Below are 24,674 nucleotides of genomic sequence, written 5' to 3'. Positions count from 1 at the left end.
TGTCGCACGCTTGCCGCCATCTTTTGACTCTTCCCCCACGCCGCCCATGCCCAAGACCCATCTCCTCAGTGCTGCCGTGCTCGCCGCGCTCATGTTGTCGCCGGCCGTGCAGGCGGCCGATACGCCTGCCGACCCATCGGCCGATGCCGCCGCCGCGGACAGCGTGCAGCAGCTCGATGCGGTGTCGGTGATCGGGCAGGGCGAAACCCGCCAGGTGCAGCGCATCACCGCCCAGGACATCCCGGTGCTGCCGCCGGGCACCAGCATCCAGAAGCTGCTCAACCGCATGCCGGGTGTGAACGTGCAATCCAACGATGCCTTCGGTGCCAACGAAGAGTCGCAGACGATCAGCCTGCGCGGCTTCAACGGCACGCGCCTGGGTTACACGCTGGACGGCTTGCCGCTGGGCGATAACGCTTATGGCAACTACAACGGCCTCAACATCAGCCGCGCGTTGATCGCGGAAAACTTCGGTGGCGTGGAGCTGGCCTCGGGCATCGGTGCGTTGGGTACCGCGTCCACCAGCAACCTGGGTGGCACCATCCAGTATTACTCGGCCGATCCGTCCAGCGTATTCGGTGGGCAGGTGTCGCAGACCGTGGGTTCGGACGCCAACCGCCGCACCTTCCTGCGCGTGGACACCGGCGATTACAACGGCTTTTCGGCGTACCTTTCCGGTATCAATGCGGAAGCGGACATGTGGGCGCGCCCGGAATCGCCGACCACCACGCGGCAGTTCAACGCCAAGGGGGTGTATCAATTCGATGGCGGCAAGCTGACCGCCTTTGCCGATACCTCGCGCACCTCGCAGGCGGACTATTCCTATCTGTCCAAGAGTGGCCTGGCGCGCGGCCTGGGCTGGGACTGGAACCTGTATGCGCCGGACTGGAACCGCGCCCTGGCCGCGGCGTACTGCGCGCCGGCCACACGCAATGCGGCGCGCTGCGGATTCAGTGGCGGCGTGGACAACATCGACGATGCGTACTACCAGAGCCGCGCGCTGCGCGACGACGACCTGTTCTACGTGGCCGGCGACTTCCAGCCCAACGATGCGATCAGCCTGCACACCCAGGTCTATCACCACGAAAACAAGGGCCAGGGCCACTGGTGGTCGCCGGGCCAGGCCTCCAATCCGGGAACGCCGCAGGCACTGCCGATCTCCATCCGCAGCACCAACTACTGGATCAACCGCACCGGCGGCATCGCCTCGCTGGGCTGGGACTTGGGCCCGCATCATCTGGAAGCCGGGCTGTGGTACGAGCGCAACCACCACGATGTGGAGCGCAATTTCTACTGGATCACCGGTCCAGTGGACGATGATACGTTCCTGCGCAATCCCGATCGCCGGCTGTTCTCGCAGAACTACATCATCACCACGCGGCAGTTCTACGTGCAGGGCAACTTCAAGTTCCTGGACGAGCGCCTGAGCCTGGACCTGGGCATCAAGAGCCCGAGCACCGAAATGACCGCGCGCGAGACGCCGGGCGTGGCGGTGGAAGCGCCGGTGGCGACCGGCTCGCTCAAGGCCAGCGAATCGGTGTTGCCGCAGATCGGGCTGGGCTATCGCATCGCTGAGGGCCAGGAAGTGTTTGCCTCGTACGCGGAGAATATCGCCGCGTTCCAGGGCGGTGGTGCCGGTGGCCCGTTGCTGGTGACGCAAGCGTCGTTCGATGCCAGCGTGGGTGCGCTGGAACCAGAAAAGTCGCGCACGCTGGAAGCCGGTTACCGCTTCGTGCGTGACCGCTTCGAGGCCTCGCTGGTCGGCTACGACGTGACCTTCGACAACCGCCTGCTCTCGCTCAACCCCTGCGCCAGCATCCAGCAGGGCACCACGCCGGCCTGCACCACGCGTTTCTTCAACGTGGGCTCGGTGAGCAGCCGTGGTGGTGAGCTGACGGTGATCTGGAAGCCGACCAGCTATCTGCAGTGGTACAACTCGGCCTCGATCAACCGTTCCACCTACGACGACAACTACGTGCAGAACGGCGTGGTGATTCCCACCGCCGGCAAGACCACGGTGGACACCCCCAAGCGCATGCTGGCCAGCGAAATCGCCTTCAACTACGCAGGGTGGAACCTCAACCTGCGCGGCAAGTACACCGGCGAGCGCTTCTATACCTACACCAACGACCAAGGTTTTGGCGGCTACACCTCGTTCGATGCCGGCGCCGGCTATGCATTCGGCCAGGTCGGCGTGTTGCAGGCGCTCAAGCTCTCGCTCAATGTCACCAACCTCACCGACAAGCGTTACGCCTCCAACCTCACCGCGTTCGCCAACAGCGATCCGAATGGGCGGCAGTTGGCCTTCCACGCCAGTGCGCCGCGGCAGGTGTTCTTGACCTTGGACGCGAAGTTCTGAGGATGGGAATCGGGAATCGGGAATCGGGAATCGCAAGAGCGGGTTTTGCTGTTGCTCACTGACTTCTGATTTCCGAGGTCCGTCGACGCGGGCCGGCTAGAGTGGTCAACAAGACGTCTTGCGTGGTTGTCGGGCAGGTGCGGACGATGCGGTGGACGTGGGATGTACAGTCGTACCTCCTGCGTCGCTCATTGGCCAGGCGCGCCTGGCGGCCTGCGTCGATTCGGTAGCTGTTCTTCGTTGGAGATAGGCATGATGCAGTTCGGTCGTATCTGGCTGGTGGGAGCGATGATGGTTGGCATGAGCGACCCGGCGGTTGCCGAGGCACCGTTGGCCAGGACGGTGCAGATTTTTGCGCACCGTGGCGCCAGCGCGTTGCGGCCGGAACACACCTTGGCCTCGTACGCCAAAGCCATTGCCGATGGCGCGGATTTCGTCGAGCCGGATCTGGTGTCCACCAAAGATGGTGTGCTGGTGGCACGCCACGAGAACGAGATCGGCGGGACCACCGATGTGGCCAGCCATCCGGAATTTGCCGCGCGCAAGACCCGCAAGACCATCGACGGTCAATCGATGGACGGCTGGTTCACCGAGGACTTCACGCTGGCCGAACTGAAGACCTTGCGCGCACGCGAGCGCTTGCCGCAGTTGCGTGGCACGCGCTGGGATGGCCAGTTTCAGATCGTGACCTTCGACGAGATCATCGATTTCGTTGCGGCGCAGTCGGCCGCCACCGGCCGTACCGTCGGGCTGATTCCCGAGATCAAGCATCCGAGCTACTTCCAGGCGCTCGGCCTGCCGATGGAAGACAAGGTGCTGGCCACGCTGCAGGCACACGCTTATACGCAGACCGCACCGGTGGTGATCCAGTCGTTCGAGACCGGCAATCTGCGTTATCTGCGCAGCAAGATCGGGCGCACCAGCACCATCCGCCTGCTGCAGTTACTGGGCGGCGCGCAGATGCCGCTGCCCGATGCCGGCCCAGGCAAGGCGCCGAAGACCTACGGGGAGATGCTCACGCCCGACGGCTTGAAGCAGGTCGCCACCTATGCCGACGCGATCGGCCCTGACATCCGCAGCATCATCCCGCTGGATGCGCAGCAACGCCTGGGTACACCGACCAGCCTGGTGCACGATGCGCATGCGGCCGGGCTGCAGGTGCAGCCGTACACGTTTCGTCCGGAGAATTATTTCCTGGCCGCCGACAACCGCAGCAATGGTGCAGTGACCGAGCGTAACGACGCAGGTGCATTGGTCGAACTCAAGACGTATCTGGATGCTGGCATCGATGCGTTCTTCGCCGACGATCCGGGCCTGGCGCGGCGTGCCTTGAGCGAGCGTGCAACGCGTTAAACGCCCATGCGGTCCGTAGGAGCGCGCTTGCGCGCGAGGCCTTCCCGGTAACGCCCGTCGCGCTCAGGCGCGCTCAGGCGCGCTCCTACGTTCCTGGTGGCCGTTCGCGTGGGGGGAACTGCAGCACCACGTTGTCAGAGCCGTCTTCCTGGCGTTGCCACAGCACCGGCACCTGCCGCGGTGGCGGCGGTTCCAGCATCGCGTGCTCGGGGTTGCTTACTTCCCAGGCAGCATCTTCGTCCTCGTCGTCCCAGCTGTAACGTGGCTTGGCTTGCTGCGGGTCGCGCAGGCGCAGCAGCAGAGCGGCGATCAGGCCGGCCACCGCGCCGCCCAGGTGCGATTGCCAGGACACGCCGGCTTCGTGCGGCAGGATGGTCAGCAGCATGCCGCCATAGAACAGGAAGGCGATCATGCTGGTGGCGATCGCCGGGCGGTCGCGGCGCAGCAGGCCCAGCACCAACACCAGGAACATCAGCCCGTGGGTGATGCCGCTGGCGCCGAGATGGCGGCTGCCGGGCTCGCCCAGCAGCCACGCGCCCAGCCCCGAACCCAGCCACAGCAGCGGCAGCGACAGGACGGTGGCGCGTGGGTACACGCTGCCGGCCAGGGTGCCCAGGATCAGCAGCGCGGCCGCATTGGCGCCCAGATGTGCGAGTGAGCCGTGCAACAGCGGGGCAGTGAGGATGCCGATCAGGCCGTCGGCTTGCAGCGGCGCCACCGCCCAGGCGCGCCAGTCGAACATGCCCTGCGCGGTGAATACGGCCACCAGCAGCAATACGGCCGCCAGGCTGAGGTTGAAGGCACGCAGCACCCGCGAGCGGTCCAGGCGGCTCTGGGTGGCGGCATCGGGGGCGAGAAAATGCGTTGTCATGCACTCACGGATGGCGGCGCGCGAATTTTTTACAAGCCTATCCGGCTCGGGATAAGCAGGCCCGGCAGCGGGATAATCCAATCCCGCTGCCGAATCATTGGCGTAGTCAGCCGCACATCATGCAAGTGGGTGAGGCGTGACAGCGCACGTGCCGCGCCATCCGCCATCTGTAAAGTTCCCTTCCGTCCGATCTGCAGCTCTGCTGCAGGGCCCTTGCCCGCCCACCATCGCGGGACACGCTGCAAGTACGTCCATGTAAGCTCTTACGCGGCATCCATGCCGCGTAAGGTCCCGCGACGGTGGGCGGGCAAGACCTGTCGAGATGGTCGGTGCGCATGGTTGTCAGCAGCGCACGCGGAACGGACTGTACCGATTTCCGATTCCCGATTCCCAGCCCCTCAGTGCCCGGCCGGCTTGGGCGGGCGCAGCAGGCTCAGCACGATGGTCGCAACCAGGATCGCCACCACCGCGGCCAGCGACACCAACACCGGAATCTTGTACAGGTCGATGATCATCATCTTGGTGCCGATGAACACCAGGATCACCGCCAACCCGTACGGCAGCAGGTGGAAGCGGTCAGCCATGCCGGCCAGCAGGAAGAACATCGCACGCAGGCCCAGCACTGCAAACACGTTGGAGGTGAGCACGATGAACGGGTCGGTGGTGATGGCGAAGATCGCCGGGATGCTGTCCACCGCGAAGATCACGTCGATCACCGCGATCAGGATCAACACCACGAACAGCGGCGTGAACCAGCGCTTGCCATCCTTCATCACGCTGAGCAGGTTGCCGTGGTACTGCGGGCTCAGGCGCAGGTGCCCGCGCATCCAGCGCAGCACCGGATTGGCTTCCAGGTCTGGCTCCTTGCCGGCGGAGAACCACATCTTGATGCCGGTCAGCAGCAGGAACGCGCCGAACACATAGAGCAGCCAGTGGAATTTGGCCAGCAGCAGCGAGCCGGCGAAGATCATGATCGCGCGTAGGACAATCGCGCCCAGCACCCCGATAATCAGGACCCGCTGGCGCTGTTCCTCTGGCACGCCGAAGTAGGTCATGACCATCAGGAACACGAAGATGTTGTCCACCGCCAGCGATTTTTCCACCAGGTAGCCGGTGAGGAACTCCAACCCGATCCGGTCGGCGGCCGCATCGCCCATGCTGCCCTGCAGGTACCACCACAGGCCGGCATTGAAGGCCAGCGCCAGCAGCACCCAGCCGATGCTCCACCAGGTGGCTTCCTTGAAGGTCACCTTGTGCGCGCCGCCGTGCCGCATCAACACCAGATCGACCAGCAGCGCGGCGATCACCACGACCGCGAAGCCACCCCATAACCAGACATTGCCAATGGTTTGCATAAGAAATTCCGAAAGTGAAACGACCTGGGCCAGCCGCGTGGGCTGAGGTCTTGTGACACGGAATTCGTGGATTCCGGGTGACGGACCTTCGCCTGCGCGGCGAAGGTCTCGCTCGCAACCGGCTGGGCCGGTTGCCGTTGCACCGGAGCCTGGCTGGCAGGACTCGTCATGACGGCGACAACGTTGGGAGCTACTCCCCTTCTGGGCCCGATTCTGCGGGCCAGGCGCAGGCACGTCAATCCAGCCGGATACAATGGGCGGATGAATACTCCTGTCCCCGTCGTCCGACTCAAGAATGCGTGGCGCTCCAGCCACCCGTGGATTTTCCAGAAGCTGGTGGAAAAGCCCGCCGCCAAGCCCAAACCCGGCACGATTGTCGAGGTGGTCGGCGTGGATGGCGAGTGGATCGGCCGCGGCTTCTATAACGGACATTCGCGCATTGCCGTGCGCATCCTGGAAACCGACCAGACGGTGCCGGTGGATGCGGGCTGGTTCGCGCGCAAGATTGCCGCTGCGGTGAGCCTGCGCCGCGACTGGCTCAAGCTCGACGGCGTCTCCGATGCCTGGCGCGTGGTGCATAGCGAAGGCGATGGCCTGTCCGGCCTGGTGGTGGACCGCTATGGCGACCTGGTGGTGGTGGAGTTCTTCGCCGCCGGCATGTTCCGCCACCGCGAATGGATCTACGACGCGCTGCGCGAACAGTTCCCGGGCTGCCGCTTCCACAGCTTTGCCGACGAACATGTGCAAAAGCAGGAGAGCTTCGACTTCCACGGCAACACCACCACGGAAGCTGCGGTCATCACCGAGCACGGCATCAAGTTCCGCGCCGACCCGGCCGGCGCACACAAGACCGGCTTTTTCGCCGACCAGCGCGACAACCGTCAGTGGCTGAGCGAGCAGGTGGACGGCAAGACCGTGCTGGACCTGTGCTGCAACACCGGCGGGTTTGCGGTGTATGCGGCCGCGCGCGGTGCGGCCGAGGTGCTGGGCGTGGATATCGACGAGGACGTCATCGCCATAGCCAAGGGCAACGCCAAGCTCAATAACGTGCGGCCCAGGTTCGTGCAGGCCGATATCTTTCCGTGGCTGCGCGATGCGGCCAATCGCGGCGAACAGTTCGATGTGGTGATCCTGGATCCGGCCAAGATGACCCGCGACCGCGAGCAGGTGATTCCGGCGCTGAAGAAGTATCTGGACATGAACAAATTGGCGCTGGGCGTGGTCAAGCCGGGCGGCCTGTTTGCCACCTTCTCATGCACCGGGCTGGTGGCCGAGCAGGAGTTTCTGGACATGTTGCGGCGCGCCTCGTATTTCTCCGGGCGCACCATCCAGATCCTCAAGGTGGCCGGCGCTGGCCCCGATCATCCGTTCATGGCGCATGTGCAGGAGTCGCGTTACCTCAAGGCGGTGTTCTGCCGCGTGATGTAGCCGCGCCTGCCGATGCAGGGCCGGCATTGCGCAGCCTGCGGTTTTGGCAGCGCCACGCAGCGGCCGGCACACGGATTCAATGCGGATAAGCAACCAGGGAGCCGGCCGCCGATGACCTCCAGCGACGAAGACGAACGCAAGGTCTTGCGCCACTTGCTGCGCCAGATCGAGCGGCCGCAGGCCAGCCTGCTGGCCAGCAACTGGCCGGTGTTTGGCATGTGGCTGCTATTTTCCGGGGCCTTCATGTACCTGTTCCAGACCGGCGCCAGCTCGCCGCTGCACCCGCTGTTGCTGGCGCTGGGCTCGACTTGCCTGGGCGTGTTCGGTGCGTGGATCGTATTCCGCTCGGTGTGGGCACGGCAGTGGCCACACGTGCGTGAGCATATCGATGTGGAAAGCGTGCGCGCGCGGTTGGCCGAACTGGACAGGTGAGCCTGCCGGCACCCCGTCGCGCATCCGGCAGTTTCATCGATCGCCGGCATGCCGCTGGAACCAGACGTGCCGATCCGCACCCGTTGGCAGGCGCCGGTGGAAGAGGTCCTTGGCGTGGACCGATCTGCACACCAGGCCATCCCTGGCCTGGCTGCATCGTCGCTCACCCTGGTCTGCAGCTGCGTAGTGCAGCTGCGAGCGCTCACCACCCGGCCGGGCGTGCGGTGATTTCTGGTACCGCCTGACGCAGGTCCGCACCAAATTCCGGGTTGGTCATCGTGGACGGATCGACATAGCCGTAAAACACGCCCTGGGTGGGCGAGGCACCTTGTTCTTCAACATCGCCACGCAGCTGCGCGGTGCCGCCGACATTGATCGCACCGAACGCGCCGGGGCCCATGAACACGGTATGCGCCTGTGCGTTGGCGCCGATGGTGGCACCCGGGTGCCACACGGTCAGCCCGCCCAGCACGGCATTGCCCTGCACGGTGCCACCCATCACCGTGGCATGCCCGTCGATGCGTGCATTGCCCAGCACGTTGCCGGCCAGGACTCGCGCAGACGGTCCCACGTAAGCGGTGGAGGCGACATTGGCGGTGTTGGCGACCCAGCCGCCGCCGTTGGCATGACGGCGGCCGGCCGGGGTCGGCGTAGGCGCGTTGGGCTGGCTCCCGGCCGGCGCGGCATTGGTCAGTGTCACGCTCCATGGGTAGCGGTAGATCGCATAGTAGGACTGGTCCCACTTGATCTGCTGCATGCTGCTGGGCGCGCCCATCACCATCAGATACACGGCGCGGTCGCTGGTCTTCACCGCCATGGTGAGGGTGGCCTTGGCGCCGCGCTGCAGCGTGCTGTAACGCGCCTTGCCGAGGCTATCGATGGCCACCACACCCCAGCGCCAGTCCGAGTTCGGCGAGGGGATGCTGGACGGGTCGTTGAGCAGGCCAGGCAGGCTGGTGACGGCCGCTGCGCTCTGCACCTGGCCTTCGAAGGCGACCTTGATGCTGCTGACGCCGCTGGCGGGAATCAGCTGCACCAGGTTGTAACCCCAGCGTTGCGGTGCCCACTCGAATGGCACACGGTAGCGATTGGCCTGGCTCGGGACCGGATCCAGCATCGTCATGCGCAGCGCACGATCGCGGTTGTTCCAATCCTGGGTTTGCTGCGGATCGAAGGAGAGATTGCTGCCATAGCTCAGGCGGTACAGCGCACCCTGGTCGCTGCCGTCGGGATTGGTGTAGTCCCAGTTGACGTTATGCATGGGCCAGTCACCGAAGACATCGTTCATCTGTGATTGCGTCCAGCCCATGTTGGCCTTGATGACCGAGAACGGATCGGCGCTGCGATGCGCGGGATTGTCGATGCGCGGTGCCTTGCCCCACATGTCGTTGATGATGGCGTAGCCAAAGCGATCCTTCAGGTACTCCATGAACTGCCAGTTGCAATAGCGATCACGCGTAGAGCCCAGATAGACATGCGGGTAGTTCACCAGCATGGTCGAGCAATGCACGTTGCTGGAGTGGAATTCCGGCAGTTGGTGGGTCATCCAGTTGGCGTGCGATTCCCAGATCCAGCCGGTGTATGGGGAGTCCTGCAAACCGCCGGACTGATATTGCAAGGTATGCGTGAACTCATGCGCCAGACCCCAGTGATCGCGCAGGCCACCTGGCCCGATCCACATGGCCATGCCGCCACTGCTGGAGATGCCAGCGGTCAGGCCAAAGCTCGGGTCCACATGCAGGTTGGCCTTGTACTTGGTGGCGGTGGCGCAGAACGGTTCGGGAAACTGCAGGCGGTTGATGAAGGTGTCCCAGACCATTTCCATATGTTCGCCGGCCGCGCGTGCATCGGCAACGGCGACGCTGTCGCCATTCCAGCGGAACGCGAAATGCGCGGTTTCGTAGCGCACCGGCGGCATGCCGGCCTCATCGATGCGCGCAACCCAACTACCGGCGGTACAGGCCGCACTGGCGGTAGCAGCGCTACCCAGGCCTGCCGCGATCAGGGCAACGGTGAGCAGGCGGCGGTGCAGCGCGTGCAATGCAGTGGACATGGCTGATTCTCGCGAAAAGGGGATGTGCGATGTACGCACGCAATACGCGCCTGCAAAAGACCTGCTTCATGCTGCGGACGTGGAGATGCGTAGGGGCAGGCCGCAGACGGCGGCGACCACGCAAGTGTGCGCGGCTGCGTGCGCGAAGCAACTGATTTTAAATGTATTCTTCAAAAGTGCTAAGCGCTCGGCGCTCGCGATGTGGCGCGGGTTGAACTTGTGCACGCCGCGGCAGGGGGCCGCTACTGTGTGCCCTTCGGCGTTTGGCCACCTTGCACCGATGCGTCAGGCACGTCGGCCGCGCATGCTGTACATCACCATGGAAAACACGGTCAATGGGTCACCGTTCCGACATCGCGGAGCTTCCATGACGGGCAAGGACTGGGCTTGATGAGCATGCTGCAGCATTGCCGCAACAACGCACGTATCGACGCGGCCACCAACCCTGCATCCATTCAAGCGAGCGTCCCATGAAGGTCGTCATCGCCCCCGATTCCTACAAGGAAAGTCTGTCCGCGCTGGAGGTGGCTACCCAGATCGAAGCCGGCTTCCGCGAGGTATTCCCCGACTGGAGTTACATCACGGTTCCGATGGCCGACGGCGGCGAAGGCACGGTAGAGGCCTTGGTCGCGGCCACTGGCGGCCGGGTGGTGGAGCGCATCGTGAGCGGGCCGTTGGGCACGCCGGTGCTGGCGTTCTTCGGGGTGACCGGCGATGGCCGCACGGCGGTGATCGAGATGGCCGCCGCCGCCGGCCTGGCACTGGTACCGGCCGCCGCGCGCGACCCGCTGCGCAGCAGCACTGCGGGCGTGGGCGAGCTGATCCTGGCGGCGCTGGACGCCGGTACGCGGCACCTCATCATTGGCCTTGGCGGCAGCGCCACCAACGACGGCGGCGCCGGCATGGCACAGGCGCTGGGCGCGCTGTTGCTGGATGCGCACGGCACGCCGATCGGCGCTGGCGGCACCGGGTTGGCCGCGCTGGCGCGGATCCAGACCGACGGTCTCGACCGGCGCCTGCAGCACTGCCGGATCGAGGTGGCCTGTGACGTGGACAACCCCTTGCTTGGCCCGACGGGCGCCTCGGCGGTGTTCGGGCCGCAGAAGGGCGCCACGCCGGACATGGTGCGGCAGCTCGAGGCCAACCTGCAGCACTATGCCGACCTGCTGCAGCGCGACCTCGGCTTGCGCCTGCATGACCTGCCCGGTGGCGGTGCGGCAGGCGGGCTGGGCGCGGCGCTGGTGGCCGTGCTGGGCGCGCAGCTGCGGCCCGGGGTGGAGATCGTGGCGCAGGCGCTGGGCCTGGAGGCACTGATCGCCCAGGCCGACCTGGTCATCACCGGCGAAGGCCGGCTGGACCGCCAAAGCCTGCACGGCAAGACCCCGCTGGGCGTTGCGCAGCTGGCGCAGCGGCACGCCAAGCCGGTGATCGCCATCGCCGGTGGCCTGGGCAACGATGCCGGGCTGCTGCATGCGCATGGCATCGCGGCGATGTTCGCCGTGGTGCACCGCCCCTGCACGGTGGAGCAGGCGCTGGCCGAGGCGGCCGGCAATGTACGCCGCGCCGCGCGCAACGTGGCCGCCGCGCTGCAGCTGGGCAGGGCGTTGACGGAACCGGCCGCTGCCGTCGAACGCGAGTCGACCGGCCGTACCGTGCCGGCCGGCTCGGCTAGACTGTAAAAATGACTTTCGCCGAGCGAGCTGCCCATTGAATCCGCGCGACGCTGCACCGTTCGGCGAAGTCGAGCGCCTGGCCCGCCTGGCATCGCTGCAGGTGGTCGACACGGCGGCCGAACCGTTCTTCGATGCCCTGGTTTCCGCTGCGCAGGCCATCGCCGGCACTCCGATCGCGTTGGTCTCGCTGGTGGATGCACATCGGCAGTGGTGGAAGGCCAGCATCGGCCTGCCTGGCGTCTCCGAGACTCCGCGCGAACTGGCGTTTTGTGCCTACGCCATCCAGAGCGATGCGGTGATGGAAGTGCGCGATGCACCCGCAGACCCGCGCTTCGACGACAACGTCCTGGTCACCGGGGCGCCCGGTATCCGCTATTACGCCGGCGCGCCGATCGTGTTGTCCGACGGCCTGCGCATGGGCACGGTGTGCGTGATCGACCAACGCCCGCGCGCGCTGGAACCGGCCCAGCTGGCGGCGCTGGAACAGCTGGCCAGGGTCGCGGCAGAAGGTCTGGAGCAGCGCCGGGCGATGCTCGAGCGACAGGCGGCCAATGACGAGCTGCAGCAGCGGCTGCGCGAGAGCGAAGCCTTCCTGGAACGCACCGGCCGGGTCGCCGGGGTCGGTGGCTGGGAGGTGGATGTGGCCAGCAACACGCTGACCTGGTCCGACCAGACCTGCCGCCTGCATGACCTGCCCCCAGGCTACCGCCCCAGCCTGACCGAGGCGATCGGCTTCTATCCGCTGCAAGCGCGTGCGGTGATTACCGATGCGGTGGAAACCTGCTTACGCGATGGCACCCCCTGGGATCTGGAATTGCCGCTGATCAGCGCTCGCGGGCGTCACCTGTGGGTGCACAGCACCGGGTCGGTGGAGCATGTGCAGGGACGCATGCGCCTGATCGGCGCAGTGCAGGACGTCACCGACCGGCATTGCGCGGTCGATGCGCTGGCGGCCAGCGAGCGCAAGTTCCGCAAACTGTTCCAGTACAGCCTGGGCCTGATCTGCACACACGACATGGAGGGCCGCCTGATTAGCGTCAACCCTGCCGCTGCGCGCTCGCTCGACCGTAGCGTGGAGCAGATGGAGGGGTGCCGGCTGGAGGACCTGGTCCGCCCCGAGCGGCATGCGGCCTTGCGTGGTTACCTCTCGCGCATGGTGCTCGATGGCCAGGACTCGGGAGTGATCGAACTGGTGGCCGGCGACGGCAGCCTGCGGCACTGGCAGTACCACAACGTCCTCGACGTGGAGGCCGATGCCACCGTCGTGCTGGCGCACGCGCAAGATGTCACCAACCAGTACAAGCAGGAAAAGCAGTTGCTGGAGTGGTCATTCACCGACCCGCTGACCAACTGCTACAACCGCCGTTACCTGGACGAGCTGGACAAGCGCGATCCCGGCGGGTGCTGGGGGTGCATCGTGGTGGATCTGGACAAGTTCAAGCTGGTCAACGACACCTATGGCCACCAGCGCGGCGACGAAGTGCTGGTGCAGATGGCCTGGTTCCTCAACCAACCGTTGCGCACCCAGGACCGACTGGTGCGCCTGGGCGGCGACGAATTCCTGGTATTGCTGCACCAACCGATCCAGGCGCAGTTGGACAGGCTGGCGCGCGACTACCTGGCCGCTGCCGCCGAAGCGCCCATCCAGTTCACGCTGGGCACGGCGCTGCGTCAGGCAGGCGAAGTGCTGGCCGCCGTGGTCGACCGCGCCGACCGCTCGCTGTACGCACGCCGCCGGGCACGCCGCGGCACCGGCACCGCCGATCAACGCTAGCGTCCTGCGCCGCCGTCTGCGATGCGCGCGCCGGGCATCGCGTCGGGCCATGCGTCATTCCACCGGCGGCGCTGGCCGCCCGCTCCCTTGAGGTGTCCTGCATGCGTTCTGCCGTTGCATCCGATCGTTCGTTGTTTCCTGCATCCGGCGTCCCGCTGTGGCGCCGCGCCGCCGCCAGCCTGTGTCTGCTGGGCATGGTGATTGCGCCACCGCTGGCCGCGCAGGACCCGGCGCAGGTCAACACTTTCATCGGCAGCAAAGACGATGGCAATACCTTCCCCGGCGCGTCTGCCCCGTTCGGCCTGATCCAGGTCAGCCCGATCGGCGCGCACTACGCCGGCTGGCGCTACGACGACCCCAGCATCCGCGGCTTCGGGCACTCGTTCCTGTCCGGTGCCGGCTGCTGGGAGCAGGGCGGGCAGGTCTCGGTGTTGCCGGTCACCGGCCGCATCGGCCCCGGTGGCGACTTTGACACGGGTGATGCCAAGACCTTCGACCAGAAACGTTATGCGGCGCGCTATACGCACGCCGGCGAAGTGGGGCAGGCCGGCTACTACAAGGTGCGGCTCACCGACTACGGCGGCATCGACGCCGAGGCCAGCGCGCTCACCCGCGCCGCCGCCGAGCGCTACACCTTCGCGCCCGGCGCCGACACCGGCCATGTGCTCATCAACGTGGCCCAGGCCAACGACCGCCATGTGGTGATCGGCAGCCAGGTGCAGCTGGTCGGCGACCGCGTGGTCGAAGGCAAGCTGGTCACGCAGAGTTTTTGCGGCGGCCACGAATACACCACCTGGTTCCGGCTGGAATTCGACCGCCCGTTCACCGCGCACGGCATCTGGGGCGAAGACGGCGGCGTGCCCGGCGCGCGTCACGGCATGGGCGGCGAACTCAAACCCAATGGCGCCTGGCTCAGCTTTCCACTGGGCAAGGACAAGCACGCGCGGGCGGTGACCGTGGTCAGCGCCATTTCGCACGTGGATGCCGAAGGCGCCCGCACCAATCTGCGCGCCGACGGCATGCAGGGCGGCACACTGCTGAGCCTGGAGCAGATGCGCCAGCGCGCGCAGCAGGTCTGGCGCACCGAACTGGCCAGCCTGCAGCTGGAGGGCGCCACCAAAGATGACCGCAGCGTGGCCTATACCGCGCTTTACCACGCGCTGTTGCAACCGCTCACCGGCAGCGATGCCGATGGACGCTATCGCGGCTACGACGATGCCATCCACCGCGCCGAGGGTTGGACCTACTACGAATATTTTTCGCTGTGGGACACCTATCGCTCGCAGAACCAGTTGCTGGCCTTGCTGCGCCCGCAGCGCGCGCGCGATATCGGCCGCTCGTTGCTGGCCATCCACCAGCAGGGTGGTTGGCTGCCGCGCTGGGGCTATGCCAACTTTGATACCAACATCATGACCGGCGACCCGGTCACTCCGTTCCTGGTCGATCTATGGCGCTTCGGCGCGCTGCAGGGCCGCGAGGCCGAGGCCTACGCCGCGCTCCGCCAGAACGCCTTCGGCCAACCGCCGATCAACTCGCGGCATTCCGGGCGATCGGGCAATGCGCATTATCTCGCCAATGGCTTCGTGCAATACGACCGCGCGTTTCCCTCCAAGGGCATGGACGTGGACCCGCACCACGGCGGCTCGGCCACGCTGGAATACGCGCTGGCCGATTGCGCGCTGGCGCAGATGGCCCACGCCCTGGGCCATGCCGACGACAGCACGCAGCTGCGCGCGCGCGGCAGCAACTGGCACAAGGTCTGGGATGCCACCGTGCGCGATGCCGACACCGGATTTGCCGGCTTCCCGCGTCCGCGTCTGGAAGACGGCAGCTGGTACGCACCGTCCAACGACCAGTACAGCCCACGCTCGCAGCACGGCTTCCATGAAGGCACCGCCTGGCAATACCAGTGGCTGGTGCAACAGGACATCCCCGGCATGCTGCAGGCCATGCACGGCACCGAACAGGCAGGCAAACGCCTGGACACCTTCTTCGCCTACGACGACCTGCTCAAGGACCCGCTCAATGGCGCACGCACGCACTGGGTGGTCGGCCCGTACAGCTATTACAACCAGTACCGCTACAACCCCAACAACGAGCCGGACCTGCATGTGCCGTGGATGTATACGCTGATCGGCCAGCCGTGGAAGACCGCCACCGTGGTGCGTGCCGCGCAGCAGTTGTTCACCAACGCGCCCAATGGCGTCACCGGCAACGACGACCTCGGCACCATGTCGGCCTGGTACCTGTTCAGCGCTTTGGGCCTGTATCCGGCGGTACCGGGCAGCGGCCAATTCCTGCTGCACACCCCGCGCTTCAAGCGCGCCACGCTGGACCTGGGCAATGGCAAGCGCCTGCGCATCGACGCCCCCGGCGCCAGCGGCCGCGCGTTGCAATACGTGCAAGGCGTGCGTCTCAACGGCAAACCGCAGCCGCAGGTGTTCCTGGATTGGGCGCAGTTGCAGCAGGGTGGCACGTTGTCGTTTGCGCTCACCGAGCAGGCACCCACGCAAGGCTGGGGCACCCAGGCGGATGCGTTGCCGACCTCGTTCTGCGCCACACCTGCAGCGGCGCAGTGACCGTATTCGCTGCTGGAGCCCCTCTCCCCTCGGGAGAGGGGTTGGGGTGAGGGTACGCGGCAAAGCCACTGACCAAGGTGGATGACACGAGGCTTCGCCCGTCCCCTCATCCGGCCCTTCGGGCCACCTTCTCCCCCATGCAGGGGGGAGAAGGGATTGGTCAGCATCGCGCAATCCAGCTGGAAGCGTCCTCTCGAAAACGCCTCACTTCGCCTGATTCAACCGGCTATTGCGCCGTCCATACACCAGATACACCACCACGCCCAGCGCGTTCCACAGCAGGAACCACCCCTGCGTCTTGCTGGGCAGGCTCCAGAACAGATACAGACAGCCCAGGATCGCCACCGGCCCCACCACCCAGGCCAGCGGCGTGCGGAACGCCCGCGCACGGCCAGGCTCGCGCACGCGCAGCACCAACAGGCACGCGGCCACCGCCGTGAACGCTGCCAACGTGCCGGCGTTGGCCAACGCGGCAATCTCGTCCAGCCGCGCCACGCCTGCCAATGCCGCCACCAGCACCGCCGTGAACAGGGTGATCGCCACCGGCGTGCCGGTGCGCGCATTGACCCTGGACAAGCCGCGCGGCAACAGCCCGTCGCGCGACATCACGAAGAAGATCCGGCTCTGCCCATACAGGAACGCCAGCAGCACCGTCGGCAATGCAATGATCGCCACCGCACCAATCACCAACGCCGCCTTGCCGTGGCCTAGCTCGCGCAGGATCAGCGCCAGCGGCTCGGGACTCTTGCCGAACACGCTGAAGCTCATCGCCCCGACCGCCGCCAGTGCCACCAGCACGTAGATCAGCGTGCAGCCGATCATCGAGCCAACGATGCCGATCGACAGATCGCGCCCGGGGTTCTTGGTCTCTTCGGCCGCAGTGGAAATGGCGTCGAAGCCATAGAACGCGAAGAAGATGATCGCCGCCGCCGCCATCACCCCGCGCTCCACGCCATCGGGCCCCATCGCCTTGGAGAAGCCGTACGGCATAAACGGCTGCAGGTGCGCGCTGTCGAAGGCCGGCAAGGCAATCGCCACGAATACGCCCAGCGCGATGATCTTCAGCACTACCAGCACCGCGTTGAGCGTGGCGCTCTCTTTGGTGCCGGCCATCAGCATGCCGGCGACCAGGAAGGTGATGACCACCGCCGGCAGGTTCACGATGCCGCCGGCATGCGGCCCGGCAATCAGCGACTGTGGCAGCTCCACCCCCAGCCATTGCAGGAAGCCGACGAAGTAGCCGGACCAGCCCACCGCCACCGTGCTGACCACCAGCGAATATTCCAGCACCAGGCTCCAGCCCACCACCCAGGCGATGCTCTCGCCCAGCGCGGTGTAGCTGTAGGTATAGGCGCTGCCGGCGGCCGGCATCATCGTGGCCATCTCTGCATACGCCAGTGCCGCGCAGGCGCAGACGATGCCGGCGGCCACGAATGACAACAGCACCGCTGGGCCGGCCTTGTCGGCGCCCACGCCGATCAGGGTGTAGATGCCGGTACCGACGATGGCGCCGATGCCGAGCGCAATCAGGTGCGGCCAGCTCAGGCTGCGGACCAGTTGCCGGCCGGCCTCGTGCACGGTGACCTGATCGATGGATTTGCGCCGTAGCCAGGACGACATGCGGACCTCGAAGAACCAGAAGAATTCACCAGTTTGGCGCAATGCAGCGCAGCAAAGCTATCCAACCGAGGTCACGCGGGCAGCGCACCCGTGCGGGCTGACCGCCGTGGTCGGGCCAGCCCGCGCAACAAACCTCGCCGCGTGCGGCAGAACGGCGGGCCGCTGCCGCGCTGGCCGTTCGACCACTGCCCGCCGGCCCCGCAGCGCGGGCAACCGCCGTGCCACTGCCTGCCGCCGTGCCACGCTCGGCCAACGGTGTGCAGCCTGCTGCTGCGCCACCGGTCCGCAGGCGCGCGCGACCTGCGCAGTGCGCCGCCACCGCCATCGCCATCAGCCTGCACGCCCGCGCCCGGCCAGGTTGGCTATCCTCGCCCACCGACTTGCCGCCACAGGAGTGCCGTAGCGCATGACCTCCATGCACCCGCCGGCTCCCCGGCCATGACGCCGACACTGCGCGCGTTACCGCTGTTGATCGCCTTGCTGCCTGCCGTCGCCTGGGCCGATGCGGTCTTCGACCGTTGCCTGGCTGGGCTGCAGACCCAGGCCGCCGCCAAGGGCGTGGATGCCGCCAGCTTCCAGCGCTTCACCGCTGGCCTGGCTCCGGACCCCAGCGTGCTGCCGCTGCTGGACGCGCAACCGGAGTTCACCACCCCCATCTGGGACTACCTGGCCAGCCTGGTGGATAGCCAGCGGGTCAGCGACGGCCAGGCCATGTTGCTCACCCACCGCGCGCTGTTGACCCGGTTGTCCGGGCAGACCGGCGTGGACCCAGCCACCATCGTCGCGGTCTGGGGTGTGGAGAGCGACTATGGCCGGGTCACCGGCAAGCGCCCGCTGCTGGTGTCGCTGGCCACCTTGTCGTGCGCCGGCCGCCGCCAGCCATTCTTCCGCGGCGAATTGATCGCCTTGCTCGGTTTGTTGCAGCAAGGCGACCTGTCGCCGGAGGGCTTGACCGGCTCCTGGGCCGGTGCGTTCGGGCAGACCCAGTTCATGCCCTCGACCTACGCGCGCATCGCGGTCGATGGCGACGGCGACGGCCACCGCGACCTGGTCGCCAGCATTCCCGACGCGCTCGCCTCCACCGCCAACTACCTAGTCAAGGCCGGCTGGGAGCGCGCCCGCCCCTGGGGCATGGAGGTGCGCCTGCCGCCCGGCTTCGACGCCAGCAAGGCCGGCCGCACCCGCCGCCAGCCGTTCCAGGCCTGGCAAAAGAGCGGTCTGCTCGGCACCGATGGCCAACCGCTCGCCCCGAGCGGGCTGCCGGCCGAGACACCCGCCGCCTTGCTGCTGCCGGCCGGCGCCGCCGGCCCGGCGTTCCTGGTGTTCCGCAACTACGACGCGATCTACGCCTACAACGCCGCCGAAAGCTATGCGCTGTCGATCGCGCTGCTGGCCGACCGCCTGCGTGGCGGCCCTGGCCTGGCGGTGGCCTGGCCCACCGACGACCCCGGCCTGGGCCGCCCGGAACGCCGCGCGCTGCAACAGTTGCTGCTCGCCCGCGGCCACCAGATCGGCGAGGCCGACGGCATGGTCGGCAGCGCCACCCGCCGCGCCATCCAGGTCGAGCAGACCCGCCTGGGCCTGCAGCCGGCCGACGGCCGCCCCGGCCAGCGCATCCTCACCGCCCTGCGTGCCGCCCCACCGCTCACCGGCCTGGCGGCCGTGCGCGGCACCGCCTTCAAACTGCCGGCCGCTTATCCGGCATTCGCCCAATCTCCCATCGTCCACAAGGCATCCCCCATGTCCGACACCACCGGCCTGACCACAGGCGACTTCCACGGCTTCCCCTCGCTGCTGATCGACACCCCGTTCTCCACCGCCGCCATCAGCCTGTTCGGCGGCCAGTTGCTCTCGTTCGTGCCCAAGGGCGGGCAGGACGTGCTGTGGCTGTCGCCCAGCGCCAAGCAACCGCCCACCCCGATCCGTGGCGGCGCCCCGGTGTGCTGGCCGTACTTCGGCCGCCAGGACCAGACCGGCGAAGTCCCCGCGCACGGCTTCGTGCGCACCGTGCAGTGGCAGCTCATCGACAGCCACCGCGAAGACGACGGCAGCGTGGTGCTCACGCTGGCTCCGCCGACCTTCGACGACCTGGCCTTGCGCCTGCGCATGACGCTGCATATCGGCCGCACCGTGCAGCAGCGCCTGACGACCGACAACACCAGCAACGCCCCGGTGCGCTTCACCCAGGCGCTGCATACCTATTTCCGCGTCGGCGATGCCCTGAAGGTCAGCGTGCAGGGCCTGGACGGCCTGGACTACCTGGACAAGTACGAACACTACGCCACCACCTACCGCCAGCAAGGCGACTGGCACCTGCGCGACCCGCGCGATCCCGGCCGCAGCGACCGCATCTACGTCAACGCCGGCGGCCGCTACACGCTCACCGACCCGGTCCTCGCCCGTCGGATCGTCATCGCCACCGAAGGCAGCCGCTCGCTGGTGGCCTGGAACCCGGGCGAGGACGCCGGCAAGAAGATGGCCGACGTGGGCGAGGGCTGGCGCGACTACGTCTGCCTGGAAGCGGCCAATGCCGGCCCGGACGTGATCGACCTCGCCCCCGGCGCCAGTCACACCCTGACCCAGACCATCAGCGTCGAATAAGGCGCCGCAAGATGCCCTTCTCCCGCCTGCGGGAGCAAGGCCACTTCCGACTCCCTTCTCCCGCCTGCGGGAGCAAGGTCATTTCCGACTCCCTTCTCCCGCTTGCGGGAGAAGGTGCCCGAAGGGCGGATGAGGGCCACAGCCAACCCAAGCACCCAGCACAAGACACCACCCAGCCCAGCGGCTACATCCCCGCCGGCATCTGCCTCTCATCCACAGCTACACTGCCGGCCTCATCCTTCCCGGTCTGCGCGATGACCCTCCCACCCGATTCCGCTGCAGTCCCGGGCCGGCGCCGCGCTGCACTGATCTTCATCTTCATCACCGTGCTGATCGACGTGCTGTCCTTCGGCGTCATCATCCCGGTGCTACCGGATCTGGTGCGGCATTTCACTGGGGGCGACTACGTGGTGGCCGCTGGCTGGATCGGCTGGTTCGGCTTCCTGTTCGCGTCCATCCAGTTCGTCTGTTCGCCACTGCAGGGCGCGCTCTCCGACCGTTTCGGCCGCCGCCCGGTGATCCTGCTGTCGTGCCTGGGCCTGGGCCTGGACTTTATTTTGATGGCCATCGCCCACAGCCTGCCGATGTTGCTGCTGGCGCGGGTGATCTCCGGCGTGTGTTCTGCCAGTCTTTCCACCGCCACCGCCTACATTGCCGACGTCACCCCGGCCGACAAGCGGGCGGGCGCATTCGGCCTGCTGGGCGCGGCGTTCGGAATCGGTTTCGTGGCCGGCCCGTTGATCGGCGGTTGGCTGGGCAGCATCGGCCTGCGCTGGCCGTTCTGGTTTGCTGCCGGGCTGTCGCTGGTGAATGTCCTGTACGGGTTCTTCGTACTGCCCGAATCGCTTCCCGCCGACCGTCGTACCGCGCGGCTGGAATGGTCGCATGCCAATCCGCTTGGCGCGCTCAGGCTGCTGCGACGCTACCGGCAGGTGTTCGGCCTGGCCTCGGTGGTGTTCCTGGCCAACCTGGCGCACTACGTCTACCCCAGCATCTTCGTGCTGTTCGCCGGCTACCAATACCACTGGGGTCCGCGCGCAGTGAGCTGGGTCCTGGCCGGGGTGGGGGTGTGCAGCATCCTCGTCAACGTGGCCCTGGTCGGTCGGCTGGTGCGCTGGCTGGGCGAACGCCGCGCGCTGCTGCTTGGCCTGGGCTGCGGGGTGATCGGCTTTGTCGTCTATGGCTTGGCCGACAGCGGCCGCATGTTTCTGATCGGGATTCCGATCAGTGCGTTGTGGGCCGTCGCCGGCCCGGCGGCGCAAGCACTCATCACCCGCGAAGTCGGCGCCGACGCGCAAGGCCGCGTGCAGGGTGCGTTGACCAGCTTAATCAGCCTGGCCGGCATCGTCGGGCCGTTGCTGTTCGCCAATGTGTTCGCCTGGTTCATCAGCCAGGGCACGTCCCTGCATCTACCCGGCGCGCCCTGGCTGCTGGCCGGCGTGTTACTGGCCGTCGGTTGGGCGATGGCGTGGGCACGCGCCGGCCGCCCGCAGAGCCCGGCCGCTGTGGAGGGGCGTTGATGGCAACGGATTCATCCGGCGCTTGCGCCTGCTTTTTCTGATTGGCGTCTGCGCTGCTAGGCTGGCGTCTTCCGTGCTGCGGCACTGCCTCGACTTCGCTATGCGTTCGGACACCCTGGCGGTTCCATCATCGGCCGCACGCGCGCTGCGCGATGCCACCCAGGACACGCACCGTCTGGTCGAGGCGGTGCCGCTGATGCAGGCGCTCGGCCACGGGCAGATCGACCGCAATGGGTATGCCACGGTCCTGCGCCGTCATCACGCCTTGTTGGCCGGCTTCGAAGAGCGCCTGAGCGACTGGTTGAACACCCTGGTTGGTAGCGGCTGGCCCTATCGTCGTCGCGTGCCTGCCCTGCGCGCGGATCTCTACACGCTCGCGCAGGCACCGGATGCGCCGCTGCCACCGCCGGCCGGCGACGACGATGCCGCGCGCTGGGGCATGCTGTACGTGATCGAAGGATCGCAGCTGGGCGGCCGGGTAATCGCCCGCCACCTGCGCCGCCATCGCCCCGCATTGGCCGGTGCCTTGCAATATTTCGAGCTGGCAGACGAAGATCCTGCAGGCTGGCGCCGTTTCCAGAGCGTGCTCGACCATCGCCTGGACTCGCCGCGCGCGCGCGTTGCCGCCATTGAAGGCGCACAGGCCATGTTCACTCACTTCCATACCTGCCTCGCAGCGGAGCCACACGCGTGACCCAGACCACCGAACCCCTGGATATGGATGAGTGCGCGCGCGAACCGATCCACATCCCCGGCCTGATCCAGCCCTACGGCGCGCTGTTGGTGATCGAGCCGGCCGATGGCCGCATCGTGCAGGCCAGCAGCACCGCCGCCGACCTGCTCGGCGTGCCGTTGGAATCGCTGCTGGGCATGCCCTACACCCAGGTGCTGGAGGTGCCCGAGGCGCAGCCCTTCGCGGTGGACGAACAAGCGCAGCACCTGCTGCATGCCGAAGTGCGTTTCCCCGCGCGTGCCACGCCGCCCGAACATGCCTGGGTGGCTGGCTGGCATTTGTATCCGGAGCAATGGCTGGTCGAGATCGAGCCGCGCGACGCGCGCCTGATGGACGTCACCCTGCGCGAGGCGTTGCCGCTATTGCGCAGCATCGAGCGCGACCCCGGCATCGCCGAAGCCGCCGTGCGCGCGGCCAAGGGTCTGCGCAGCATGATCGGCTTCGACCGGGTGATGGTCTACCGCTTCGACGAAGAGTGGAACGGCGACGTCATCGCCGAAGCCCGCCAGCCCGAGCTGGAGGCTTACCTGGGCCTGCATTACCCAGCCAGCGACATCCCCGCGCAGGCGCGCGCGCTGTACCTGCGCAACCGCGTGCGCCAGATCGCCGATGTCGGCTATCAGCCGTCGCCGATCCAGCCCACCCTGCATCCGCGCCTGGGCACCCCGGTGGACCTGAGCGATGTCAGCCTGCGCAGCGTCTCGCCGGTGCATCTGGAATACTTGGCCAACATGGGCGTCACCGCCACGCTGGTGTCCTCCATCGTCGTCAATGACGCGCTGTGGGGGCTGATTGCCTGCCACCACTACAGCCCGCACTTCACCAGCCACGCCATGCGCGATGCCACCGATGCGGTCACTCGCGCGCTGGCCGGGCGCATCGGTGCGTTGCAGGCGGTGGCGCGTGCGCGGCTGGAATCGGTGCTGCTGACCATCCGCGAAAAGCTGATTACCGATTTCAACGATGCCGATCAGATGACCGTCGAGATGCTGGCCGACATGGCACCGGATCTGATGGACGTGGTGGATGCCGACGGCGTGGCCATCTTCCATGGCAGCGAGATCAGCCGCCATGGCAATGCGCCGGATGTCGAGGCGCTGCGGCGGATCCGCGACCACGTCGAATCCAGGCATCACAAGGCCCTGCGCGAGGATGCGGTGGGTGCCCTGCATGTGGATGCCATCGGCGAGGTCTTTCCGGAGTTGGCCGATCTGGCGCCGTTGGCGGCTGGCTTCATCTTCGTCCCGCTGATGCCGCAATCGCGCAGCGCCCTGCTGTGGACCCGCCGCGAGCAGGTGCAACAGATCAAATGGGCCGGCAACCCGCAGCTGGCCAAGCTGGCGGACATTCCCAACTCGCGGTTGTCGCCGCGCAAGAGCTTCGACCTATGGCAGCAAACCGTCTGCGGCCGCGCGCTCCGGTGGTCGCCGCTGCATCTGGAATCGGCCCGTAGCCTGCGGGTGTTGATCGAACTGATGGAGCGCAAGCGCTTCCAGCAGGACTTCAGCTTGCTCGAAGCCTCGCTGTCGCGCCTGCGCGACGGCGTGGCCATCATCGAGCGTGGCCTGCACAGCAGCGCGCACCGGCTGATGTTCGTCAACCCGGCGTTCGCCGAGCTGAGCCAGACCGAGGTCGCCGAGCTGATCGGTTGCGACATTCTCGCGCTGCTGGCCGACGATGCCGCCAAAGCCCGGGTCGAGGTGTTCGAGGACGCCCTGCGCGTGGGGCGTGCCGCCTACGTCACCTTGCCGCTGCGCACCCAGCATGGCCCGCCGGTCTATCGCCAGTTCCATCTTGAACCGTTGCCCAGCCCCAGCGGCGCCACTGCGCATTGGCTGCTGCAACTGCGCGACCCCGAATAAGCGGCGCCCACCTGCCAGCGGCGGCAGGCAGGGCCGCATTACGCCGAAGGCTGCGGCCGCAGCGCCAGCACCCTCAGCGTGCCGGCCATCAGCCCCCGGAACGCCGCGCCGACCCCGCCCAGGGGTAGCCCCGGGGCAGTGACCAAGAAGGTGATCGCCACTGCCCGTCTTATCTATTGCTATGAATCTGCGTTGAGACGTGAGCCGGCGGTGGGCTTGTCTGCCACCCAAACCAGGGCGATGTCATGCCAGTGTCAAAAAGTGCTTGCGCTTCTGCACAGGCTCGCTAAACTGCGCAACCTCGCTCAGGACGGCGGCGCTTCTCCAAGCACCGCAGCAACGAACGAGGGGTTTCGAAAACACCGACAAGGTATTGACGAAACGCAAAACCCGGCTATGATGGTCGGCTCGCTACACGGAAAGCTGCTTCGGCAGAGTGAAGTGCGGCAGCGGCAACCTCC

At 66.8% G+C, this 24,674-nt stretch carries 18 protein-coding genes; 14 read left to right on the top strand and 4 right to left on the bottom strand.

The genetic code is table 11. The features are described 5' to 3' along the window. Positions 1–46 precede the first annotated feature (46 nt). Together XcuCFBP2542_RS09240 and XcuCFBP2542_RS09235 are read left to right on the top strand one after the other, a co-directional pair. Complete coding sequence (locus XcuCFBP2542_RS09240; RefSeq protein WP_104603296.1) at positions 47–2,359, top strand: TonB-dependent receptor; 2,313 nt, start codon at positions 47–49, stop codon at positions 2,357–2,359. 252 nt (positions 2,360–2,611) lie between these two features. Further along, positions 2,612–3,712, top strand: coding sequence for a glycerophosphodiester phosphodiesterase (locus XcuCFBP2542_RS09235; RefSeq protein ID WP_104603295.1), 1,101 nt, complete (start codon positions 2,612–2,614; stop codon positions 3,710–3,712). Positions 3,713–3,797: 85 nt separating this feature from the next. On the opposite strand, the gene XcuCFBP2542_RS09230 is transcribed toward XcuCFBP2542_RS09235, so the two are convergent. Continuing rightward, on the bottom strand, positions 3,798–4,583 hold the full coding sequence (locus tag XcuCFBP2542_RS09230) for a rhomboid family intramembrane serine protease (protein WP_104603294.1): 786 nt from the start codon (positions 4,581–4,583) through the stop codon (positions 3,798–3,800). A gap of 398 nt (positions 4,584–4,981) precedes the next feature. Further along, positions 4,982–5,938, bottom strand: coding sequence for a TerC family protein (locus XcuCFBP2542_RS09225; protein ID WP_104603293.1), 957 nt, complete (start codon positions 5,936–5,938; stop codon positions 4,982–4,984). Between the two features lie 261 nt (positions 5,939–6,199). On the opposite strand from XcuCFBP2542_RS09225, the gene XcuCFBP2542_RS09215 reads away from it, so the two are divergent. The 3 genes from XcuCFBP2542_RS09215 to XcuCFBP2542_RS09205 all read left to right on the top strand — a co-directional run bounded on the left by XcuCFBP2542_RS09215 (position 6,200) and on the right by XcuCFBP2542_RS09205 (position 8,026). Beyond that, positions 6,200–7,366, top strand: coding sequence for a class I SAM-dependent rRNA methyltransferase (locus XcuCFBP2542_RS09215; protein WP_104603292.1), 1,167 nt, complete (start codon positions 6,200–6,202; stop codon positions 7,364–7,366). A 111-nt stretch (positions 7,367–7,477) separates the two neighbouring features. After that, complete coding sequence (locus XcuCFBP2542_RS09210) at positions 7,478–7,798, top strand: hypothetical protein (RefSeq protein ID WP_104603291.1); 321 nt, start codon at positions 7,478–7,480, stop codon at positions 7,796–7,798. A gap of 48 nt (positions 7,799–7,846) precedes the next feature. After that, on the top strand, positions 7,847–8,026 hold the full coding sequence (locus XcuCFBP2542_RS09205; protein ID WP_104603290.1) for a hypothetical protein: 180 nt from the start codon (positions 7,847–7,849) through the stop codon (positions 8,024–8,026). Here the strand turns inward: XcuCFBP2542_RS09205 and XcuCFBP2542_RS09200 are convergent. Continuing rightward, on the bottom strand, positions 8,001–9,851 hold the full coding sequence (locus tag XcuCFBP2542_RS09200) for an Svx/AvrXca family virulence/avirulence protein (protein ID WP_104603289.1): 1,851 nt from the start codon (positions 9,849–9,851) through the stop codon (positions 8,001–8,003). The two genes, XcuCFBP2542_RS09205 and XcuCFBP2542_RS09200, sit on opposite strands and share 26 nt — an antisense overlap. Between XcuCFBP2542_RS09200 and XcuCFBP2542_RS09195 the strand changes: the two genes are divergently transcribed. The 4 genes from XcuCFBP2542_RS09195 (at position 9,850) to XcuCFBP2542_RS09180 (ending at position 15,877) form a co-directional block, all read left to right on the top strand. Beyond that, positions 9,850–10,242 carry a hypothetical protein gene (locus XcuCFBP2542_RS09195; RefSeq protein ID WP_104603288.1) on the top strand — a complete coding sequence of 131 codons (393 nt, stop codon included), beginning with the start codon at positions 9,850–9,852 and terminating at the stop codon, positions 10,240–10,242. The two genes, XcuCFBP2542_RS09200 and XcuCFBP2542_RS09195, sit on opposite strands and share 2 nt — an antisense overlap. Before the next feature lie 79 nt (positions 10,243–10,321). Next, positions 10,322–11,530 (top strand): glycerate kinase, encoded by a 1,209-nt coding sequence (locus XcuCFBP2542_RS09190; protein ID WP_104603287.1) that lies wholly within the window; start codon positions 10,322–10,324, stop codon positions 11,528–11,530. A gap of 28 nt (positions 11,531–11,558) precedes the next feature. Next, the gene (locus XcuCFBP2542_RS09185; RefSeq protein ID WP_104603286.1) at positions 11,559–13,298 is read left to right on the top strand and encodes a sensor domain-containing diguanylate cyclase; all 1,740 of its coding nucleotides are present in this window, start codon (positions 11,559–11,561) and stop codon (positions 13,296–13,298) included. Between the two features lie 101 nt (positions 13,299–13,399). Then, on the top strand, positions 13,400–15,877 hold the full coding sequence (locus XcuCFBP2542_RS09180) for a GH92 family glycosyl hydrolase (protein ID WP_104603285.1): 2,478 nt from the start codon (positions 13,400–13,402) through the stop codon (positions 15,875–15,877). Positions 15,878–16,081: 204 nt separating this feature from the next. Here XcuCFBP2542_RS09180 and XcuCFBP2542_RS09175 read toward each other — a convergent pair whose 3' ends face one another. After that, a complete protein-coding gene (locus XcuCFBP2542_RS09175) occupies positions 16,082–17,497 on the bottom strand; it encodes an amino acid permease (RefSeq protein WP_104603356.1) in 1,416 nt (471 codons plus the stop codon). A 438-nt stretch (positions 17,498–17,935) separates the two neighbouring features. Here XcuCFBP2542_RS09175 and XcuCFBP2542_RS09170 point away from each other — a divergent pair, with 438 nt between their 5' ends. The 5 genes from XcuCFBP2542_RS09170 to XcuCFBP2542_RS19815 form a co-directional block, all read left to right on the top strand. Next, positions 17,936–20,098: a lytic murein transglycosylase gene (locus XcuCFBP2542_RS09170; protein ID WP_104603284.1), complete on the top strand. Its 2,163-nt coding sequence runs from the start codon at positions 17,936–17,938 to the stop codon at positions 20,096–20,098. A gap of 254 nt (positions 20,099–20,352) precedes the next feature. Then, on the top strand, positions 20,353–21,618 hold the full coding sequence (locus tag XcuCFBP2542_RS09165) for a TCR/Tet family MFS transporter (RefSeq protein ID WP_104603283.1): 1,266 nt from the start codon (positions 20,353–20,355) through the stop codon (positions 21,616–21,618). A 100-nt stretch (positions 21,619–21,718) separates the two neighbouring features. Then, on the top strand, positions 21,719–22,312 hold the full coding sequence (locus XcuCFBP2542_RS09160) for a biliverdin-producing heme oxygenase (RefSeq protein WP_104603282.1): 594 nt from the start codon (positions 21,719–21,721) through the stop codon (positions 22,310–22,312). Further along, positions 22,309–24,213 (top strand): bacteriophytochrome BphP, encoded by a 1,905-nt coding sequence (bphP, locus tag XcuCFBP2542_RS09155; protein WP_104603281.1) that lies wholly within the window; start codon positions 22,309–22,311, stop codon positions 24,211–24,213. The genes XcuCFBP2542_RS09160 and bphP overlap by 4 nt, the downstream gene beginning before the upstream one ends. 138 nt (positions 24,214–24,351) lie before the next feature. Further along, positions 24,352–24,674 (top strand): hypothetical protein (locus XcuCFBP2542_RS19815; RefSeq protein ID WP_211292989.1); only part of this gene is annotated, 323 nt, incomplete at its 3' end.

It is taken from the genome of Xanthomonas cucurbitae (genome assembly GCF_002939885.1).
Classification (GTDB): Bacteria; Pseudomonadota; Gammaproteobacteria; order Xanthomonadales; family Xanthomonadaceae; genus Xanthomonas; species Xanthomonas cucurbitae.
This window is presented reverse-complemented; position numbering and strand designations above follow the sequence as displayed.

Bases quoted from the DNA above. Each gene is read 5' to 3' on its own strand.
- XcuCFBP2542_RS09175 (WP_104603356.1), bottom strand. From the start codon at position 17,497: ATGTCGTCCTGGCTACGGCGCAAATCCATCGATCAGGTCACCGTGCAC.
- XcuCFBP2542_RS09180 (WP_104603285.1), top strand. From the start codon at position 13,400: ATGCGTTCTGCCGTTGCATCCGATCGTTCGTTGTTTCCTGCATCCGGC.
- XcuCFBP2542_RS09225 (WP_104603293.1), bottom strand. From the start codon at position 5,938: ATGCAAACCATTGGCAATGTCTGGTTATGGGGTGGCTTCGCGGTCGTG.
- XcuCFBP2542_RS09170 (WP_104603284.1), top strand. From the start codon at position 17,936: ATGACGCCGACACTGCGCGCGTTACCGCTGTTGATCGCCTTGCTGCCT.
- XcuCFBP2542_RS09210 (WP_104603291.1), top strand. From the start codon at position 7,478: ATGACCTCCAGCGACGAAGACGAACGCAAGGTCTTGCGCCACTTGCTG.
- XcuCFBP2542_RS09215 (WP_104603292.1), top strand. From the start codon at position 6,200: ATGAATACTCCTGTCCCCGTCGTCCGACTCAAGAATGCGTGGCGCTCC.
- XcuCFBP2542_RS09200 (WP_104603289.1), bottom strand. From the start codon at position 9,851: ATGTCCACTGCATTGCACGCGCTGCACCGCCGCCTGCTCACCGTTGCC.
- XcuCFBP2542_RS09160 (WP_104603282.1), top strand. From the start codon at position 21,719: ATGCGTTCGGACACCCTGGCGGTTCCATCATCGGCCGCACGCGCGCTG.
- XcuCFBP2542_RS09190 (WP_104603287.1), top strand. From the start codon at position 10,322: ATGAAGGTCGTCATCGCCCCCGATTCCTACAAGGAAAGTCTGTCCGCG.
- XcuCFBP2542_RS09235 (WP_104603295.1), top strand. From the start codon at position 2,612: ATGATGCAGTTCGGTCGTATCTGGCTGGTGGGAGCGATGATGGTTGGC.
- XcuCFBP2542_RS09165 (WP_104603283.1), top strand. From the start codon at position 20,353: ATGACCCTCCCACCCGATTCCGCTGCAGTCCCGGGCCGGCGCCGCGCT.
- XcuCFBP2542_RS09240 (WP_104603296.1), top strand. From the start codon at position 47: ATGCCCAAGACCCATCTCCTCAGTGCTGCCGTGCTCGCCGCGCTCATG.
- XcuCFBP2542_RS09205 (WP_104603290.1), top strand. From the start codon at position 7,847: ATGCCGCTGGAACCAGACGTGCCGATCCGCACCCGTTGGCAGGCGCCG.
- XcuCFBP2542_RS09230 (WP_104603294.1), bottom strand. From the start codon at position 4,583: ATGACAACGCATTTTCTCGCCCCCGATGCCGCCACCCAGAGCCGCCTG.
- XcuCFBP2542_RS09195 (WP_104603288.1), top strand. From the start codon at position 9,850: ATGGCTGATTCTCGCGAAAAGGGGATGTGCGATGTACGCACGCAATAC.